The 19,059-nt window shown below is 27.6% G+C and carries 17 protein-coding genes; 6 read left to right on the top strand and 11 right to left on the bottom strand.

The features are described from left to right. Positions 1-51 precede the first annotated feature (51 nt). The 7 genes from ACTG47_RS06305 to ACTG47_RS06275 form a co-directional block, all read right to left on the bottom strand. A complete protein-coding gene (locus ACTG47_RS06305; protein WP_479926510.1) occupies positions 52-822 on the bottom strand; it encodes a GNAT family N-acetyltransferase in 771 nt (256 codons plus the stop codon). Positions 823-852: 30 nt separating this feature from the next. Then, positions 853-2,118 carry a replication-associated recombination protein A gene (locus ACTG47_RS06300; RefSeq protein WP_479926509.1) on the bottom strand — a complete coding sequence of 422 codons (1,266 nt, stop codon included), beginning with the start codon at positions 2,116-2,118 and terminating at the stop codon, positions 853-855. 116 nt (positions 2,119-2,234) lie between these two features. Beyond that, the gene (codY, locus tag ACTG47_RS06295; protein ID WP_021384027.1) at positions 2,235-3,020 is read right to left on the bottom strand and encodes a GTP-sensing pleiotropic transcriptional regulator CodY; all 786 of its coding nucleotides are present in this window, start codon (positions 3,018-3,020) and stop codon (positions 2,235-2,237) included. Between the two features lie 164 nt (positions 3,021-3,184). Next, entirely contained in the window at positions 3,185-5,272 is a 2,088-nt protein-coding gene (gene topA / locus ACTG47_RS06290; RefSeq protein WP_169465686.1) for a type I DNA topoisomerase, read from the bottom strand. 32 nt (positions 5,273-5,304) lie between these two features. After that, entirely contained in the window at positions 5,305-6,405 is a 1,101-nt protein-coding gene (gene dprA / locus ACTG47_RS06285; RefSeq protein WP_479926508.1) for a DNA-processing protein DprA, read from the bottom strand. A gap of 18 nt (positions 6,406-6,423) precedes the next feature. Then, the gene (locus ACTG47_RS06280) at positions 6,424-8,028 is read right to left on the bottom strand and encodes a YifB family Mg chelatase-like AAA ATPase (RefSeq protein WP_479926507.1); all 1,605 of its coding nucleotides are present in this window, start codon (positions 8,026-8,028) and stop codon (positions 6,424-6,426) included. A 30-nt stretch (positions 8,029-8,058) separates the two neighbouring features. Further along, complete coding sequence (locus ACTG47_RS06275; protein WP_479926506.1) at positions 8,059-8,403, bottom strand: YraN family protein; 345 nt, start codon at positions 8,401-8,403, stop codon at positions 8,059-8,061. Positions 8,404-8,586: 183 nt separating this feature from the next. Between ACTG47_RS06275 and ACTG47_RS06270 the strand changes: the two genes are divergently transcribed. The 6 genes from ACTG47_RS06270 (at position 8,587) to ACTG47_RS06245 (ending at position 14,420) form a co-directional block, all read left to right on the top strand. Continuing rightward, a complete protein-coding gene (locus ACTG47_RS06270; RefSeq protein ID WP_479926505.1) occupies positions 8,587-9,747 on the top strand; it encodes a sensor histidine kinase in 1,161 nt (386 codons plus the stop codon). After that, positions 9,740-10,384: a response regulator transcription factor gene (locus tag ACTG47_RS06265; RefSeq protein ID WP_479926504.1), complete on the top strand. Its 645-nt coding sequence runs from the start codon at positions 9,740-9,742 to the stop codon at positions 10,382-10,384. The genes ACTG47_RS06270 and ACTG47_RS06265 overlap by 8 nt, the downstream gene beginning before the upstream one ends. A gap of 184 nt (positions 10,385-10,568) precedes the next feature. After that, positions 10,569-11,504, top strand: coding sequence for an ABC transporter ATP-binding protein (locus tag ACTG47_RS06260; RefSeq protein WP_479926503.1), 936 nt, complete (start codon positions 10,569-10,571; stop codon positions 11,502-11,504). 13 nt (positions 11,505-11,517) lie between these two features. Next, on the top strand, positions 11,518-12,615 hold the full coding sequence (locus tag ACTG47_RS06255) for an ABC transporter permease (protein WP_169465698.1): 1,098 nt from the start codon (positions 11,518-11,520) through the stop codon (positions 12,613-12,615). 2 nt (positions 12,616-12,617) lie between these two features. Then, complete coding sequence (locus tag ACTG47_RS06250) at positions 12,618-13,682, top strand: ABC transporter permease (RefSeq protein WP_479926502.1); 1,065 nt, start codon at positions 12,618-12,620, stop codon at positions 13,680-13,682. A gap of 240 nt (positions 13,683-13,922) precedes the next feature. Then, positions 13,923-14,420: a CarD family transcriptional regulator gene (locus ACTG47_RS06245; protein WP_479926501.1), complete on the top strand. Its 498-nt coding sequence runs from the start codon at positions 13,923-13,925 to the stop codon at positions 14,418-14,420. 177 nt (positions 14,421-14,597) lie between these two features. On the opposite strand, the gene ACTG47_RS06240 is transcribed toward ACTG47_RS06245, so the two are convergent. From ACTG47_RS06240 to ACTG47_RS06225, 4 genes are all read right to left on the bottom strand, one after another. Beyond that, positions 14,598-14,846, bottom strand: a complete 249-nt coding sequence (locus tag ACTG47_RS06240; protein ID WP_054269760.1) for a hypothetical protein — start codon at positions 14,844-14,846, stop codon at positions 14,598-14,600. A 65-nt stretch (positions 14,847-14,911) separates the two neighbouring features. Continuing rightward, complete coding sequence (locus ACTG47_RS06235; RefSeq protein WP_479926500.1) at positions 14,912-15,928, bottom strand: alpha-hydroxy-acid oxidizing protein; 1,017 nt, start codon at positions 15,926-15,928, stop codon at positions 14,912-14,914. Between the two features lie 57 nt (positions 15,929-15,985). Next, positions 15,986-16,753, bottom strand: coding sequence for a ribonuclease HII (locus ACTG47_RS06230; RefSeq protein WP_054269758.1), 768 nt, complete (start codon positions 16,751-16,753; stop codon positions 15,986-15,988). A 70-nt stretch (positions 16,754-16,823) separates the two neighbouring features. Further along, on the bottom strand, positions 16,824-19,016 hold the full coding sequence (locus ACTG47_RS06225; protein ID WP_479926499.1) for an adenosylcobalamin-dependent ribonucleoside-diphosphate reductase: 2,193 nt from the start codon (positions 19,014-19,016) through the stop codon (positions 16,824-16,826). Between the last annotated feature and the right edge of the window lie 43 nt (positions 19,017-19,059).

The raw sequence follows: 19,059 nt of genomic DNA, 5'->3' as shown, positions 1-19,059 counted from the left end.
ACATCATTTTATTATACCCTACTAATTTTGTCAAGATTAATTTGAAATTTTTTATTTTGAATAAATTCCCCATTTTCCAATGTTCTCAAATCCTAGTTTTTTATATATCTTTCCAGCTTCTTCATTATCATAAAACAAACAAGGTATCTTATTTTCTCTTAGGAGTTCTGAACATAGTTTAATAAGGCACTTTGTAGCAAGTCCTTTGGCTCTATACTTTGGATGTGTACCTACTCCAATTATCATTGCATGAGTCTTATTTTCTGAAGTACTCTTTGCCATTGATACTACTTCTTTGTTAATCTCTATACAATACCCTCTACCTGTCCTCAGTCCATTTTTTAAATTATCTAAAGTAGTACTGTGAAACTCATCTATCAAATCATAAAGTCTTACTGTCTTTTTTAAATTACCAAGCCTAATTCTTTTAATCTTTTCATTACAATTATTATCTACCAAGAATTTTCTAGTTTGAAGTTTACAAAAATCAACTACCTTTAAATTATTAAGCCCTAATCTTTTAGCTAATGCATGCACAGCACATATTTTCCCAGAAATTTCTTCATAATTAGTATTACAAAGTAGATTATAAAAACCTTCAACATCATATTCTCCATCAGAATAAAACATCATAAACTCAAAATATTTAAGTAATATTGCTCTTATTTCGCCCTTTTTATCTATATCTGCCCATATATTTAAAAAATTATGCTCATATCCATACCTTTCAATGTCCCCTATTATAAACAAATTGTACTCAGGTTCTCTTTTTAAGTATTTCATAACTCTACTATGATAAGTTGAATTAAGTCTTATAATCATAATATCTACCCCCGATACATAAAGTTCAGTTTAAAAATCACTTTCTAGATATTCTAAATATTTCTTTATATTTTTTTCAGTTTTATTTTCTTGTGGTATGTAATAAATACTATCTTTTATGCTATCTGGTAAATACTGTTGCTTTACATAATGATTTTTAAAGTTATGAGGATATTTGTATCCACATCCTCTACCTATATCTTTAGAACCAGAATAATGGGCGTCTTTTATACTATTTGGTATGTCTTTAACAAACTCTTTATCCAATTCATCCATAGCTTTCATTATTGCCATGCATGCAGAATTAGATTTTGGAGATGTAGCCAAAAGAATAGTAGCTTCTGCCAATGGTATTTTTGCTTCTGGAAATCCAAGTTGCATAGCTGAATCTACACATGCCTTTACAATCATAATAGCATTTGGATAAGCTAGACCTATATCTTCACTAGCTATTACCAAAAGCCTTCTACATATACTTATCAAATCCCCACCTTTTATAAGTCTTGCTAGATAATGTATAGATGCTTGTGGGTCACTTCCTCTTATAGATTTTTGGAATGCACTTAAAATGTCATAATGACTATCGCCATTTTTATCATAATTTATAATCTTATTAAATGTAGATGACTTTATTACATCTGAATCTATATGAGTTATATTATCTTTATTTGGTTTAGTTGAATAAACTACCATTTCCAAAATATTCAAAGCTCTTCTCATATCTCCATCAGAAAGAATAGCTATATCTTCAATCGCACCTTTATTACAATCAATATCCATATAACTATCTTCATTTAATACTTCAATAGCTCTTTCCAAACCTTTTTCTATATCAAACTTCTCCAAAGGTTTAAATTCAAACACAGTAGACCTACTTAAAAGGGCTTTATATACATAATGGTATGGATTTTCTGTAGTACTAGCAATTAAGGTTATGCTGCCATTTTCCATAAATTCTAATATTGATTGTTGTTGTTTTTTATTAAAACTTTGTATTTCATCTATATATAACAAAACTCCATTTATATTATTTATACTTCCAAGTTCTGATATCACCTTTTTTATATCTTCTAGAGATGAATTTGTAGCATTTATTTTATAGAAATTTTTATTGCTTTTTTCTGCTATTATCTCTGCTACCGTGGTTTTACCAACACCTGGAGGTCCAAAAAATATCATATTTGGTAAAAAATTAGATTGTAATATCTTAGACAATATTTTGCCATTACCTATTATATGACTTTGACCTATTACATCATTCATTGTTTTTGGTCTTATTCTATCTGCTAAAGGCATATTCTCACTCCTTTTTTGATTAAAATACTTACTCTACAATTATTTCAATAATTCGTCTAAAAAAGGTATCTATTTGAAATAGATACCTTTTCTAATCTTAATCTATAAAATATAGATTATTGATTGTTTTTTAATTTTTTTAATTCATCTGTAAGTTTATCATTAAGTATTCTTATATGAGTACCCTTCATACCTAATGATCTTGATTCTATCACACCTGCACTCTCAAATTTTCTAAGTGCATTTACTATTACTGATCTAGTTATACCAACTCTATCAGCTATCTTACTTGCAACAAGTAAACCTTCTTTACCATCTAATTCGGCAAAAATATGCTCAACTGCTTCAAGTTCGGAGTAGGACAGAGTGCCTATTGCCATTTGAACTACAGCTTTCTTTCTCATTTCTTCTTCTAATTCTTCACCAATTGCTCTTAATATTTCAAGACCAACAACAGTTGCACTGTATTCAGCTATTACTAAATCATCATCATTAAATGAAGCTGAATATCTTGAAAGTACTAATGTTCCAAGTCTTTGACCACTACCTAAGATTGGTACTACTGTAGTATATTTTTGTAATCTTCCATGCTCTTCTGGAAAAATTTCCAATATTTTTTCGCCATTTAAATTTTCCAATGTCTCATCAATCTTTAACACATTTTGAGTATATTCATCTGAAAATTTCTTTTGTTTAGTGTACTCATCTTCTATAACTGAACTGTCTTGAGCATCATTTAAATGAAGACCTAGTACTTTTCCTTTTGCACTTACTACATAAACATTAGAATTTAAAACGTCTCCTAATGCTCCGGCCAGTAAATCAAAAGAGACACTACTTCCACCACTTGTTTGTAATGTTTTATTTATTTTCCTTGTTTTTTGTAACACTTCACTTGCCATTTAATCATCTCCTCATGAAATTTAGGCCTTTTAATAACCTTTTATATTTTCTAATATTATTTTCATTTTTAATGAAAATTTATTTTTATATTAGTTGTTTACACTTGAAAGATTATCACAGATTCGAACCTTTTTCAAGAGAATTATGTGATTTTTTTCAATTTTCACTCTTTTCCGTCATTATGCTCTTTTGACTCTTTGTTACATTCTTTATTAGAACATACTGTTTTTGTTTCAGATTTAGTCACTTTTTCAACCATATATGAACCACACTTCTCACAGAACTCTCCTGTTGGCTTATTCCAAGCCACAAAGTCACAGTTTGGATAATTAGAACATCCATAAAAAGCTTTACCTCTTTTAGATTTTCTAAGTATAATATCTCCTTCTTCACATTTTGGACATTTAACACCGATTTTATTCATGATTGGTCTAGTTGTTTTACAATCAGGATAGTTTTTACAAGCCATAAACTTTCCAAATCTACCATATTTTATAACCATATTAGAACCACAGTTTTCACATATTTCATCGGTTTCTTCATCCATATTTATTTTTTCTATATTTTCAAGTGCTTCTTCAATAGCTTCTTTAAGTGGAGCATACGATTCAGACACAATTTCTTTCCAATCTGTATTTCCTTCTTCTATAACATCAAGTTTACTTTCCATATCAGCAGTAAAATCTACATCTATAAATTTATGAAAATTATTTTCTAAAATATCAGTAACTATTATTCCAAGTTCTGTTGGACATAGACTTGTTCCTTGCTTTTCAACATATTCTCTATTTAATATAGTAGCTATTGTTGGTGCATAGGTACTTGGTCTACCTATACCCAGTTCCTCCAGTGTTTTTACTAGACTAGCTTCTGTATATCTTGCTGGTGGTTGTGTAAAGTGTTGGTCTGGTAATATATTTTCTATATTTAATATATCACCCTTGTCTATACTTGGTAAAATTTTATCTTCTCTTTCTGAAAAATTGTATACCTTAGTATAACCATCAAATTTCATCTTTGAACCAGTTGCTTTAAACACAATGTCTCCTATTTTGCATTCTACATTTAATATATCGAATACTGAATCCTCCATTTGACTAGCCACAAATCTTCTCCAAATTAAATTATATAACTTGTACTGGTCTTTGCTTAGTGAAGCTTTTATGCTATCTGGAGTTCTGTCAACAGAAGTTGGTCTTATTGCCTCATGGGCATCTTGGACTTTTTTAGTATCTTTTTTTTCTTTTTTATCACTATTATTTTTATAGTAATTTTCTCCTAGGCTACTTACTATATAGTCTTTAGCTTTTTCTTTTGCTTCATCAGATATTCTCTTAGAGTCAGTTCTTATATAAGATATAAGACCAACAGTACCTTCACCTTCTATGTCTATACCTTCATATAATTCTTGTGCTATCATCATTGTCTTTTTAGTAGTGAAAAATAGCTTATTTGCTCCTTCTTGTTGGAGCATACTTGTTGTAAATGGTTTTGGAGCTGATTTACGTCTTGATTTAGATTCTATCTTCTCAACTTTTAAATCTTTTCCTTCCATTTCTTTTAGTACTTCATTTACTGCTTCTTCATTTTCTAATTCAATTTTTTCATCATTCTTGCCATAAAATTTTAAAGTTATATCTTTATCTTTTGCTGTCTTTGCTTCAACATCTATTGTCCAATATTCTTTTGGAATAAATGCTTTTATTTCTTTTTCTCTATCACAAATTAATTTTGTTGTAACAGATTGCACTCTACCTGCACTAAGACCTTTTCTAACCTTTTGCCACAATATAGGGCTTATTTGATAACCTAGAAGTCTGTCTAATACTCTTCTTGCTTGTTGTGCATCAACCAAATTTATATCAATATTTCTAGGGTGCTTAATTGCTTTTTTAATTGCATCCTTAGTTATTTCATTAAACTCGATTCTACAATCTTCAGATTCATCTAAATTTAGTATATGAGCTAAATGCCATGATATAGCTTCACCCTCTCTATCAGGGTCGGTTGCTAGATACACTTGTTTAGACTTCTTAGCTTCTTTTTTTAATTCTTTTATTACATCGCCCTTGCCTCTTATGTTTATATATTGAGGTTCAAAATTATTTTCTATATCTACACCTAACTTACTTTTAGGTAAATCTCTGACATGACCTACTGATGCTTTCACTGTGTAATGACTTTTTCCTAAAAATTTTTCTATGGTCTTAGCTTTTGCAGGCGATTCTACGATGACTAATGTTTTGGCCATAAAACCACACACCCCCACTACCTAATCTTAATTTATACATTTAAACTGTACGTTTTATTATTCATTTCTACGACTAACTCATTTAGTACTAATTCATTGATTATTGAATTTACATACTTTATTTCTATACCAGTATAATCACAAATACTATCTATATGCAAGTTTCCTTCTCTTTTTATAGCTTCAATTATTTGCTTAGACTTGGCATTTAAACTTATATTATCATATTTTTGATTTATTTTTTTATCGATAATATTAAATATGTTATATTCATTCAAAATATCATCTATATTTTCAATTAATTTTGCACCTTCTTTTATAATTTTATGACAACCCCTACTCATTTGAGAATTTATATTACCAGGTATTGCGAAAACATTTTTTCCATGTTCAAGAGCAAAATCCACTGTGATTAATGCACCACTTCTCATTGCTGCCTCTACAACCACTACTCCATCACTTAATCCGCTAATAATTCTATTCCTATTAGAAAAATGGTAGGGCGCTACTGTTGAGTTAATATTATACTCTGATAATAATAATCCCCCATTTTCTAATATTTTATTTGATAAATATAAATTTTGTTTTGGAAGAGGATTGTCTACTCCTGAGCCAAGCACTGCTATAGTTTTAGATTTTCCATTCATACAACCTATGTGTGAATATGCATCTACTCCTATAGCTAATCCACTTACTATATTAACCCCATACTGGGATAGTTGACAACTGATTGTTTTTGCACAATTAATTCCATAGGCTGTAGGTTTTCTTGAACCCACTATTGCCATATTAAAATTATTATTAACCAAGCCTATATCACCTTTATAAAATAATAACTTTGGAGCATTGTATATATTTTTTAATTTCTCAGGATATTCTTTATCATATTGACAAATATATTTAATTGTTTTTTTATAAAGAAGTTCTTTTATATTTTCTAAATAAGCGTGACCTCTATATTTTACTATATTTTTTCTAATATTCAAGCTTATATTTTTTAAATTATATATTTCTTTTTCAGAAAAATCAAATATATCCTCAATATTTACTATTTCATTTTCTATTATTTCAATTGTTTTTGTTGTTATTCCATTAATTGATTTTAACCACAAATAGATATCTCTTTTTTCCATAAAATCCACCTCAAAAACTTATTTAAAATAACTATAATAAGCCTTTCTAAATGAAAAAGCTTCTATAATACACTGCGAATTTATTGTTTCCATTTCTTCCAAATCCGCTATTGTTCTTGCCATTTTTAAAAGTTTTGTATAACTTCTACTACTGAGATTATATTTATTAAATATTTTCTCAGCTGTTTTTGAAGCTTCTTTTTCTAAATTACAATATTTTAATAAATTAGAAGCTTTAATTTCACTATTATTTTTTATATTATCTTTCCTAAATCTATTTATTTGTATTTTTCTAGCATTTTCTACTCTTCTCTTTATTTTTTGAGAACTTTCTTCTTCTTTTAAAGAATTAAAATCAACATATTTTGTAGAATTAACTTCTACAAAAATATCAAATCTATCTAATAATGGACCTGATATTTTATTTATGTATTTATCAATCTCATTGCTCCTACATCTACATTCTGAGTCTGACATATAATAACCACAAGGACATGGATTCATAGCTGCAACTAATAGTACTCTACAAGGATATTTTGTGCTATACTTCACTCTAGATATATTTACATATCCATCTTCTATAGGTTGTCTTAAAGTCTCAAGTATCTTTCTATCAAATTCAGCTATTTCATCTAAAAATAATATACCCCTATGTGCTAAAGCAACTTCTCCAGGTCTTGCATATATTCCTCCACCAATTAAAGATTGCTTTGTAGTTGTGTGATGAGGTGCTCTAAAAGGTCTATTATCAATTATTCCTTTAGTTTCATCTATCATACCTAGTATGCTATAAACTTTGCTTACTTCTATCATTTCTTCTATACTTATATCTGGTAAGATTGTCCTTATCCTTTTTGCAATCATAGTTTTTCCTGAGCCTGGAGGTCCAATCATAAATATATTATGATTGCCAGCCGCTGCAATTTCTGCACTTCTCTTTACAAAGTAATTTCCTCTTACATCTTTAAAATCTTCATCATATTTATTTTCTTTTATACTGTGAATCTTAGTATATTTATAGTCTTTATTAGCATCATAATTTTCTAATCTTCCATTATATTTTTCTAACTCCTCATTCAAAAAAGACATTATACCTTCTTTATCGACTTTTATTTCTTCATTTAAAAAATCAATACATTCATTTAAACTTTTAACAGGTATTATATCAATTTCATCTATAAATAAACTTTCTTTTGTATTCTCAATTGGTATAAAAATACGTTTTATATTTTGATTTTTTGCACCTATAATAATAGGTAATATGCCTCTTACTTTTCTTATTTTCCCATCTAATGATAATTCTCCTATAAACATACTTTCTTTTATGTAATTTTCATCTTTTTTTATTAATCCCCTTAAGAGACCTATACTTATAGATAAATCTAAAAAAGCTCCTTCTTTTCTTATATCCGCTGGGGATAAATTTACAACTATTCTTGTACTTGGGAACTTATATCCACTATTAAGAATTGCTGATTTTACCCTCTCTCTTGCTTCTTTAATTTCTTTACTTGGCAGACCAACAATATTAAAACTAGGCATTCCATTACTTATATCTACTTCAACTTTTACCAAAAAACTATCTATTCCTATTAAATTACTTGAATTAATAATACTTAACATTTTTAATCCTTTCAAAAAACTTTATATTTTTTAAAAAGCATTCATTATATGGTTTACTCTCTTCTCCAATAGATAGACCTCTATAATATCAAATCTTATTGGAGTATTATGTAAATTATTTTTCATAATATAGTACTTTGCCACATCAATTATCTTTTTTCTTTTTTTGTAACCTACAGATTCGCAAGGATAGCCATACTTTATATTGGACCTTGATTTCACCTCCACAAATACAATTTCATTACCTATATTTGCTATTATATCGACCTCTCCTGTCTTCAATCTGTAGTTTTTTTCTAGTACTGTTGCACCTTTTGATAGCAGATAATTAACTGCTATTTCTTCTCCAAAATCACCTTTTTCTTTATTATTCATGATTCACTCCAATACATTAAATTTTTACTTTTAAATTATCGTCAGTATACAATTTAACTATTCAATTTTTTGAAATTGATTTTATTTCCATTAATATTAATAAATACTTCTATTGACTTTATTCTTTTATGATATTATGCTAGTTTTCATAAGGAAAGTTTATTTTATGGAGGAATGTCTTTGATGAGCAGAAAAAAATTATTTATTTTTATACGATATTTATCTCTATCTATATTACTTATAAGCTATTTGAACAATGCTGAAAATACATTGTATCCAGTTATAACAATGATTATATTGTTTCTAATAATAAATAATCAAGTTAGATTTTTTTCTTTATCAAATGAGAATAAATTCATACTTATCTCTTATTTTTTAGAGCTTATTTTAATTTTTATATTATGTAAGTCTACAAAGACTTTTAATTCACTTTACTTTGTTCCTTTAATTTTGGATGCCTCATTTTTAATAAAGAAAAAATATAAATACATATTATTCTCTTTAGTTATAATATCTTCTTTTATTATTGGTTTAGATAAAAATGTATATTTAGCACTAGAATCAAGTTCCATATTACTGATTATAACTCTCCTTTCTATGTATCTAGAAAATGAGAATTTATCTAAATTATACAATCAAAATCTTTATGATAAACTCAGAGTTTCTAAAGATGAATTAAAAAAAGCTAATGCTGATTTAGAGATTTATGCAAGTTCTATAGAAGAGTTAGCAATTTTAAAAGAAAGAAACCGTATATCAAGGGAAATACATGATAGTGTGGGACATTCTCTTTCTACAACGATAATCCAATTAAATGCTATAGAAAAACTCTTAAAAGATAAACCTCTTATTTCTGATTTAGTGCATGAACTTAGAGAATTTGTAACTGAAAGTTTTCAAGATGTAAGAAGAGCTATATCTGAACTAAAACCTGTTGAATATGAAAATTACCAAAATTTACTTAAAATCAAAGAACTGGTTAAAAGCTTTATTAAACTTACAAATATCAATGTTAGATTAACTATATCAAAAAATACTTGGAACCTATCTAGAAATCAATCTATCACTTTATATAGACTTGTTCAGGAATCGCTTTCAAATGCATCAAGACATGGAAAAGCAACTGAAATCAGAATTTTTATAACATTTAATCCTTCAAATCTTATAATTACTATAAGTGATAATGGTATAGGGTGTAACAATATAAAAAAAGGAAATGGACTCAGTAGTATTAGTGAAAGAATATATGAATTAAATGGTAAAGTTGAATTTGATAATTCTAATACTGGGTTCACAATTAGAGCATCTTTTCCTAAATTTTCAGGGGGTGATTTTTTTGAATAAAATCAAAGTTCTTATAGTAGATGATGAAAAATTGATTAGAAAAGGTCTTAAGATTATTTTATCATCTTATGATGATTTAGAAATTGTAGGAGATGTTTCCAATGGATATGAAGCATTAGAATTTTGTAAAACAAATAATGTAGACATAGTTCTTATGGACATTCGAATGAAGGTTTGTGATGGAGTTCTAGGTACAAGACTTATAAAAGAATACGATAGTTCTATAGCGCTATTAATTTTGACAACATTTAATGATGATGAATACATAAAAGATGCTATGAAATTTGGGGCTTCAGGTTATCTTTTAAAAGATAGTTCAGATGAAGTATTACATGAGGGGATTCGTTCCTCGTTTTTTGGCAATATTGTGCTTGATAAAAGTGTAGCTGAAAAAATTATGTCCCCTAAAAAAGCAATTGAACAAGTACATATCTCTGATATGTATAATTTAACAGAAAAAGAAATATCCATAATTAGATTAATCGCAAATGGACTTAACAACAAAGAAATCAGCCAAGAATTATTCTTATCTGAAGGCACAATAAAGAATAATATCACTAATATCTTAGGGAAGCTAGAACTTCGCGATAGGACTCAACTAGTTATATTTGCCTTCAAAAATAAAATTGTAATATAAGTAGGTAGGAAATCTATACCATAAAAAATTTCTTACTCACAAACTCATTTATAATAAATGAAAATATAAAGTGACTTAAGTCACTTTTTTTAGTGACTTATAGTAATAGAATTGTGATTAATAATTCTTTATTATAGTATTATAGATTTTTAACTTATACAAAATTATTTTGGGAGGAATTATTATGGACATAGTCAGAGTAAATAATATAACAAAAAGATTCAATGATAAATTGGCACTTGATAATATCAGCTTTTCTGTTAAAGAAGGAGAGATATTTGGACTTATTGGACCAAATGGTGCTGGAAAGTCTACACTTATAAATATAATTACAAATCTTATGTTGCCAAATAGTGGCAACATCCAAATCAATGGTTTAGATATGTCAAAAGATTATATAAAAGCAAAATCTATAATAGGATTAGTTCCACAAGAATTAGCACTTATAGAAACACTTACTCCTTTTGATAACTTAGAGTACTTTGGGGCTTACTATGGACTAAAGGGAAAATTACTTCAAGAAAGAATCACTGAAGCCTTAGAAGTCACAGGACTTACTGATGTTAAAAAGAAAAAAATCAAAAAATTATCTGGTGGTATGCAAAGAAGATTAAACATTGGAATAGCACTTTTAAATCATCCTAAAGTATTAATATTAGATGAGCCAACTGTGGGTGTTGACCCCCAATCAAGAAATCATATTTTCAATTTTATAAAAAATATATCTGAAAAACAAAAAACTACAGTAATATATACTTCTCATTACATGGAAGAAGTTGAGCATCTTTGTTCTAAGATTTTTATTATGGATGAAGGTAAAGAGATTGCTTTTGGAGATAATGATTATTTAAAATCATTAGTATCTACAAATACAAGATTAATTATGGAAATAAAAAATATAAATGCTCAACTTATATTTGATTTAAAAAATCTTAAAGGTATTACATCTGTCTTAGAAAATAATACATTATTAGAATTAGATATAGACAAAAAATTACAACTTACAGATGTGTTATCTGTTGTTGACAAAAATAATTCAAAAATAACACGAATATCTTATGAAGAACCTAGTTTAGAAGATGTGTTTTTAAATCTAACAGGGAAAAATTTAAGAGATTAATGGAGGTGGTTTTATGAAATTATACATTAGTGTAAAAACTATGCTAAAAGGTTTAAAAAGCTCCTTTATACTTAATTTAATATATTTCTTAGCTTTACCTCTAGTTTTAGCTGGCTTTCTTGGAATGTTGACAGAAAATATGTTTCAAAATCCTGTAAAAACAGATTTGACATCAATTGTTATATATGACAAAGATAATACAAAGCTATCAAATAATTTGACAGGATATTTAAAAAATGACTTATCTTCTATATTAACAGTTCAAAAAGATGATTCTAAGGCAGACTTAAAAATTACTATCCCTAAAGGATATGAAAATAATTTATTAAATGAAAAATCAAATAATCTAAGTATAGAAAAGCTTGAAGCTCGTGATGATATTACAATATTACTTAAAGATATATTAAATACTTATCATGAAAAATTATATTTAAATAATTCTCAAAAACTAAGTTCAGAAGATTTCTCAAAATTATTTAACAAGAATTCTATTGATACTTCTATAATAAAAAATAATGTTAAACAAAACTCTTATGAATACTTTGCTTTAGTTTCTCTTGGGTTTCTTGTAATAATTTTTATAATGAATAATATTTTATCAAATTATGTAAGTGAATCAAAAGGACTTTCAAAAAGACTCTACTCTATGCCTGTAACTAGAGTACAATTCTTAATTTATGATTTTGTAGGTTTATGGATTTACTCATTTATATTCTTATTATTATATGTTTTATTTTTTAGAATACTTGGCATAACATTCAAAGGTAACTTTGCTATATTAATTTTACTTTGTGCTTTATCTTCTTATTTTATGACTTCAATATCTACTTTTGTAACCGCCTTTTTTAGCAAGAAATATGGTACAGTTATAGTCTATGCATTACTCTTCTTACAAACAATTTTTGGAGGTATTTTCAGCATGGTAAATGATGTGTTTACTAAGTTTACAAGTTTATCTCCTACTTATTTAATAGGAAGATTGTTCAGTAATTATGAGACATTTAAAACTATAAATTCAATAGATAGCTTAATTTTCACATGCCTAATTGCATCTACAATATTAATTGCACTTTCTATTATAAAAGAAAAATATAAATGGAGGGAGGTCTAATGATGATTAGATTAATTATTGCAAACATAAAAAGATATATAAAAAATTATGCTCTTTTAGTTAATATGGTTTTGTTTCCTGTTATATTAGTGTTTTCTCTTAATTTTTTTACTAGCAAATCGGAAAATCAATCAATGTACTTTTCTCCAGTAGCAATTGTATCTAATTCTGATGGAAAATATGAGCACAAATTAATAGATAGCTCTAAATTAAAAGAAAACTCATTTGAACTTGACGAACAAGATAAAGCTATGAATCTATTAAAAAATAATAAAGTTTCTGCTATCTTCATTTTAGATAAAAACTTTTCAAGCAGTATAGATAACTTAAAAAGACCTGTGGTTAAGTGCTTTAAAACGGAAAATGGAGGAGGTAGTCTTTGGGCAGAATCACAAATAGAATCTTTTATTACTAATTCATTAAAATTAAAAATAGATAGAAACATAGATGATAAATTGACTAAGACAAATATAATTGATAACAGTCCTGATAAGAATAAAAATTCATTCTTAATAGTTTTCTTAATATGTTATTTTATGTACATTAATGCAGCATATCTTGCATCTGATTTATTTGCATTAAAAAAATCTAATATTTTAAGAAGACTTGTTTCTACAAAACAAAATAACATAAAAATAATTTTCAGCATATTTTTAGGATTATTTTGTATTCAAGCAATTGTATACACTTTAATTTTGGTATGTTTCTCATTTACAAGAGATTTTAAATTGACCCTAAATATATTGATGATTGTATTAACAAATAGTTTTGTGGCTACTGGATTTGTATTTTGGATAGCTAGGGTGTTTAAAAACGAAAGTTCTATAAGTCTTATATCTACATTTTATTCTTTAATAGGTTTAGGTATATCCATATCTAGTATGATACCTTCACTTGACAAATTGTCCTTTATGGCTAATCTTTCAAAGCTCACACCATTTTATTGGACTATAGATGCTATTAATAATAATGGTAATATATTAATAAATATAATTGTTCTAATTCTTATTGGAATGGTTTTTGTAACAGCTGGAAGCCTTAAATTAAGAGATTTTGCTAGAAATTAATAATTATTGAATCTAGTTAGTATGTTATTTTATACAATACTAACTAGATATTTTAATATATTAAACCCTCTTATCTTATATTTTTAAATCTAGTTATATCTATCTATTATTCTAAACTTTTTATTATATATCATTTCATTTGACCTGTCAAGTATTTTATGATATAATATTAATTATTAGATAATTAAAGCATTGTACCCAAATTGCAATATCTAAAATTCAGTTTGGAGGTATAACTATATGTATAAAATCGGTGAAAGTGTAATGTATCCAAAAGAAGGAGCCTGCTATATAAGTGGTCTTGTAACAAAGGATATAAATCATCATATACAAAAATACTATGAATTAACTGTTATTTACAATAGTAATCTTAAAATTTTGATTCCCGTTCTAAATGCTGATAAAATTGGTATACGTCCAGTTATGGATGAAAATGAAATTGACAACTTTATCCAATCCCTTGATAAAGCAGATTGTTTATGGGTTCTTGATAGAAAAAAACGACTTAAACTATACCAGGATAAATTTCATTCAGGAGATGTTTTCGAGATTGTAAAACTAATTAAGATGCTTATGATACAAGATAATTCAAAACAACTATGTAGCACAGATAAGGATTTTCTAAATAAGGCTCAAAGATTTGCTTTATCAGAATTAGCTGCAGCACAATGCAAATCCTACACAATTGTATTAGAAGAAATGAAAAACCATATACTAAATTCAAAAAATAACAATTAAATTAGTTTTATATACTAGTTTAATTGTTTAACTATTCATATAATTACCCTATTCTTCTTCCAAACCTTTTAATCTAAAATGATAAATATAGATTAATTAGATAGACATCTTTATTTAAATAAAAAAGTCTAGGGGTAAATCATATTTTTGATTTTCCTCTAGACTTAGTAATAAAACTTACTCTTTCTCAAGTTCTTTTTTCTCTTCTAATAATACACTTAACTCATTTGCTTCTAAAATTTGTGCCTCTGCAATATCAAGTAACTCTTGTTGCCATTCCACACATTTATCTTTGTAATCAAAAGGTAGCGTTCTGTCAACTATGTACTTATCAATACAACTCTCCGCACTTTTAATTATTTCTTTTCTTTCATTAATAAATTTTTCTAATTCTACTAAGGCTTCTTCATAAGCTTTTTTACTCATATAAATTCCCCCTTTGTACAATTATTCTACATTAAAATGATTTTTCCTCTTTTTTGTATAAAATTTTATTTGTATATAACTTTTCCATCAATATCTTTTATAGTTTGACATCCAGTTAATATCATAGAACCACTTAGTTCTGATTGAAGCTTATTTACATAAGTTTCTACACCATCAATTGCTCCACCAAATGAAGCAGTCACAAAAGGTCTTCCTATTAATACTGCATCTGCTCCTAGACCTATCATCTTTAATACATCTAATCCTGTTCTAACTCCACCATCTGCAAGTATTGTAACTTTACCTTTAATAGCATCAGCAATTCTTGGTAGAACTTCACATGCTCCTGGTGTACAATCTAGTACTCTTCCTCCATGATTTGATACAACTATGGCATCTACACCTGCTTCAACTGCCATTAATGCATCTTCAACAGTCATTATTCCTTTCAATATAAATGGTAGTTTAGTAGAGTTTACCAATTCTTTTATTTGTTCAACATTTTTAGGAAGTACTGGTTTTCCATGTAGTGATAAAGTTACTAAACCACAAGCATCTATATCAACTCCAACTGCAAATGCACCAGCTTCTTCAGCTAATCTTATCTTTTTTATAATATTTTCATTATCCCAAGGTTTAATAAATACAATTCCATCACCATTATACTTTTTAACTACATCTAAATTTTCCATTAAAAAAGCATCTACTGCTGTGTCTCCAACCATTGCATAAATTCCACTCTTAGCGCATCCTGCAACTACTGGTTCTATGTAATCTCTTTCATTAATTTTTCCACCCATATTCAATGTAGTTCCTGTTACTGGAGCTGCAAATATAGGTGCACTCATTTTTTTCCCAAACATTTCTATAGATGTATCAGGATTTGAGACATCATGTATTACTCTCATATTTACTTTTACTTTTTCTAAACTTTTACTATTTTCTATAAAAGAAGAACCACTTCCTTTACCTCCCATACCAGGAACTTCCCCTGCACAAACAACTCCATTACAAACCTTACAAACTTTACAACTTCCATTTAAATTTTCTCTAGCATTTTTTAATAATTCATTATACTCCATCTTTAATCCCCCATTTATTATAGTAATTTATATCATATACATTATATCATATTGCATTTATAGTATATTTTTCAAAAAACTTTTCCTATGTATAGGAGTTATTCCATGTTTTTCAATGGCTTCATAGTGTTCCTTAGTTCCATACCCTTTATGAGATTTAAAACCATATTCTGGATATACTCTATCATATTGATACATTATACTATCTCTAGTAACCTTAGCTAATATACTTGCTGCTGCTATTGATATAGATTTTGAATCTCCTTTTACAATTGGATTTTGAGCTATATCAATGCCTGGTATTGTCGCTGCATCAACCAATAGATAATCAGGTGCTTGTTTTAAACAATTTATAGCTTTTTTCATTGCCATATATGTAGCATTCAATATATTAAATTCATCTATTTCTTCATTGTTTACTATCCCTATTCCATAGTCTAATGCTTCTTTTTTTATCACTTCAAAAAGCTCATCTCTTTTTGCCTCACTTAGTTTTTTAGAATCATTTACTCCTTCTATTTTTGTATCTTTCTTAAATACTACTACAGAGGCTACAACAGGTCCAGCAAGTGGCCCTCTTCCTGCTTCATCAATTCCTCCAATATATAAATAGCCTTTATTATAACCTTCATTTTCAAATATATTTATAGTTTCTAATCTTTCTTCTTCTCTTCTAATATTGTCTAATTTTTTAGCTAGTTTTATAGCTAAACTTTGAACAGATTTTCTGTCATCGACTCTCAGTAGCTCTATATATTGCATATATTTTTCTACTTCTAAAGTCTCAATTATTTCTTTAATCTCCCTCACGCTTTTATTCTGCATACAATTCCCTCATCTTTCATTTGTAAAAATATAAGTTTTTAAATCTATTAAAATTTTGCTAACGCAAAGTTTAATTGCATCCACTATATCCACATTTTAAGCATATACTACAACCACTTGTATGTGCAATTCCTTCACTTCCACACTCAGGACACACAAATTTCTCATCTTCTTCAAAATTTTTATTTACTGTTTCTTTGGATTTTTCATCTTTATTATCTTCTTCTTTTTTATTATTTTTATAACATTCTTTTTTATTATCTTCTTTTTTATTATTTTCTTTATTATTTTCTTCCTTTTTTTCATTTATTAAAATTCCACTCCTTTTGCATCCATCTCTAAATATTGTCACCCCTTTAAGACCTGCTTCCCATGCCTTAATATATATATTGAAAACATCTTCAATTGTAGTTTCAAAAGGTATATTTATTGTAGATGATATAGAAGCATCAATATACTTTTGCCATACTTTTTGCATGTTTATCCTTTCTTCGTATCTTATATTCATAGCAGTTACAAAAAAATCTGGTAAACACTCTTCATCTGTAATACCCTTTTTATCCATATACTCTTTAACAATTGGAGTATATACCTTATAATATACATCTTCGTCATGCAGGCTCTCAGTTTTTCTTATATATGAAAGATTAAATATAGGTTCTATTCCTCCACTAATTCCTATCATTGTAGATATAGAACCTGTAGGAGGTATAGTTAATAGTTGTGAATTTCTAAGTCCATATTTTTTAACCATTTCCTTAGTATCATCATTTAAATTTTCTATAAAAAACTTAGACTTAGAGATATTTTCATATTTATATTCACTAAAAGTTCCAAATTCTTTAGCTATTAATGCTGATTGCTTTACAGCTTCATTTAACATAGTTTTACCAATCAAATCACATAATTCTAAAGATTTATCAGAACCATATCTTATACCCATTTTTATAAGCATATCAGCTATACCCATTACACCTAAACCTATCTGTCTATATTTATGTACACTATCTCTTTGCTCTTGTAACGGATGTAAATTTAATCCTTCATCTAATACATCATTTAAAGCTACCACAGCTTCTCTAACGCAAGATTTTAGTTTGTTAATATCAAACGTAGCATGTTCACCAAATGGTTGTATTACAAACTCTGACAAGTTTATTGAACCAAGAAGACAACTTCCTCCACTTGGAAGTGGCTCTTCTGCACAAGGATTTACTCCTGAAAAGCAAAAGTTTTTATCTTCACTCATAAAATTATAGGTTCTTATTTTGTCCCAAAATAAAATACCTGGTTCTGCATAATCCCAGTTATTTTTAACAAATTTAGTAAACAAATCATATGCATTTACTATCTTAACTATTTTTTCTCCAGTAGTTTCTACTTCAAAAGTACAATTATATAGTTTCTTTTCTTTTACAGCTTGCATAAATTCGTCTGTTACTCTTACAGAAATATTTGCTTTAGTGACTTTCTCTAAATCTGTTTTTATATCTATAAACTCTTCTATTTCTGGATGGTTTACATCCATAGAAATCATAAGAGCTCCTCTTCTTCCTCTTTGACCAATCAAACCAGTTGTCATGCTGTAAAGTTCCATAAAAGAAACTGCTCCAGTCGTGTGTTTTGCAGCATTATTCACTTTTGCGCCTTTTGGTCTTAACTTTGAAATATCAATTCCAACGCCTCCACCATAGCTAAATGTTCTAGCAAGTTTTTTTGCAGTATCGAAAATGTCTTCTATACTATCTTTTGGTGGCTCTATTACATAGCAATTAGAATATGTTACTTTTTTACCTTCTTTCTGTAAACCCCTATTTGCTAAAATCCTTCCAGCAAATAGAAATCTTTTTTGTCTTATTAATTTTGAGATTCTTAGACTGTTATTTGAGATTCTCTTTACCCATTCATCAAAACTCTCTCCATTATTTCTATACTTGTTTTTCCATATTGATTTTTGTAATTCATCAAACTCCCAAGCTTTAGTTCTTATTTCAGAGCGTCTTTCTCTATATAATATATAGTGTTTTGCTATATCTTTTCTATTTGATTCCATAAGTAATACTTCAACTATATCTTGTATTTCCTCTACAGATAAGCATTTTTCCATAGAATTATAGTCTTTAGCTATTTTTCTTGATATATCATATGCTAAATCTCTATCCACTCCACCTTCACTATTTATACTAGCCTTATAGACAGCATCTTCAATCTTACTTTTACTAAAAAGTTCTTTTGTACCATCTCTTTTTATTATGTACTTCATCTTTAGACCTCCAATAAATTAGTATTAAATTAATACACCTATT

The organism is Clostridioides sp. LIBA-6622 (assembly GCF_056716095.1).
Note: the sequence above shows the minus strand (reverse complement) of the source record. Positions and strands in the feature narration are given on the sequence as shown.

Bases quoted from the DNA above. Each gene is read 5' to 3' on its own strand.
- ACTG47_RS06305 (WP_479926510.1), bottom strand. From the start codon at position 822: ATGATTATAAGACTTAATTCAACTTATCATAGTAGAGTTATGAAATAC.
- topA (WP_169465686.1), bottom strand. From the start codon at position 5,272: ATGGCCAAAACATTAGTCATCGTAGAATCGCCTGCAAAAGCTAAGACC.
- ACTG47_RS06235 (WP_479926500.1), bottom strand. From the start codon at position 15,928: ATGGAGTATAATGAATTATTAAAAAATGCTAGAGAAAATTTAAATGGA.
- ACTG47_RS06260 (WP_479926503.1), top strand. From the start codon at position 10,569: ATGGACATAGTCAGAGTAAATAATATAACAAAAAGATTCAATGATAAA.
- ACTG47_RS06275 (WP_479926506.1), bottom strand. From the start codon at position 8,403: ATGAATAATAAAGAAAAAGGTGATTTTGGAGAAGAAATAGCAGTTAAT.
- ACTG47_RS06255 (WP_169465698.1), top strand. From the start codon at position 11,518: ATGAAATTATACATTAGTGTAAAAACTATGCTAAAAGGTTTAAAAAGC.
- ACTG47_RS06270 (WP_479926505.1), top strand. From the start codon at position 8,587: ATGAGCAGAAAAAAATTATTTATTTTTATACGATATTTATCTCTATCT.
- ACTG47_RS06250 (WP_479926502.1), top strand. From the start codon at position 12,618: ATGATTAGATTAATTATTGCAAACATAAAAAGATATATAAAAAATTAT.
- ACTG47_RS06240 (WP_054269760.1), bottom strand. From the start codon at position 14,846: ATGAGTAAAAAAGCTTATGAAGAAGCCTTAGTAGAATTAGAAAAATTT.
- dprA (WP_479926508.1), bottom strand. From the start codon at position 6,405: ATGGAAAAAAGAGATATCTATTTGTGGTTAAAATCAATTAATGGAATA.
- ACTG47_RS06300 (WP_479926509.1), bottom strand. From the start codon at position 2,118: ATGCCTTTAGCAGATAGAATAAGACCAAAAACAATGAATGATGTAATA.
- ACTG47_RS06245 (WP_479926501.1), top strand. From the start codon at position 13,923: ATGTATAAAATCGGTGAAAGTGTAATGTATCCAAAAGAAGGAGCCTGC.
- ACTG47_RS06230 (WP_054269758.1), bottom strand. From the start codon at position 16,753: ATGCAGAATAAAAGCGTGAGGGAGATTAAAGAAATAATTGAGACTTTA.
- ACTG47_RS06225 (WP_479926499.1), bottom strand. From the start codon at position 19,016: ATGAAGTACATAATAAAAAGAGATGGTACAAAAGAACTTTTTAGTAAA.
- codY (WP_021384027.1), bottom strand. From the start codon at position 3,020: ATGGCAAGTGAAGTGTTACAAAAAACAAGGAAAATAAATAAAACATTA.
- ACTG47_RS06280 (WP_479926507.1), bottom strand. From the start codon at position 8,028: ATGTTAAGTATTATTAATTCAAGTAATTTAATAGGAATAGATAGTTTT.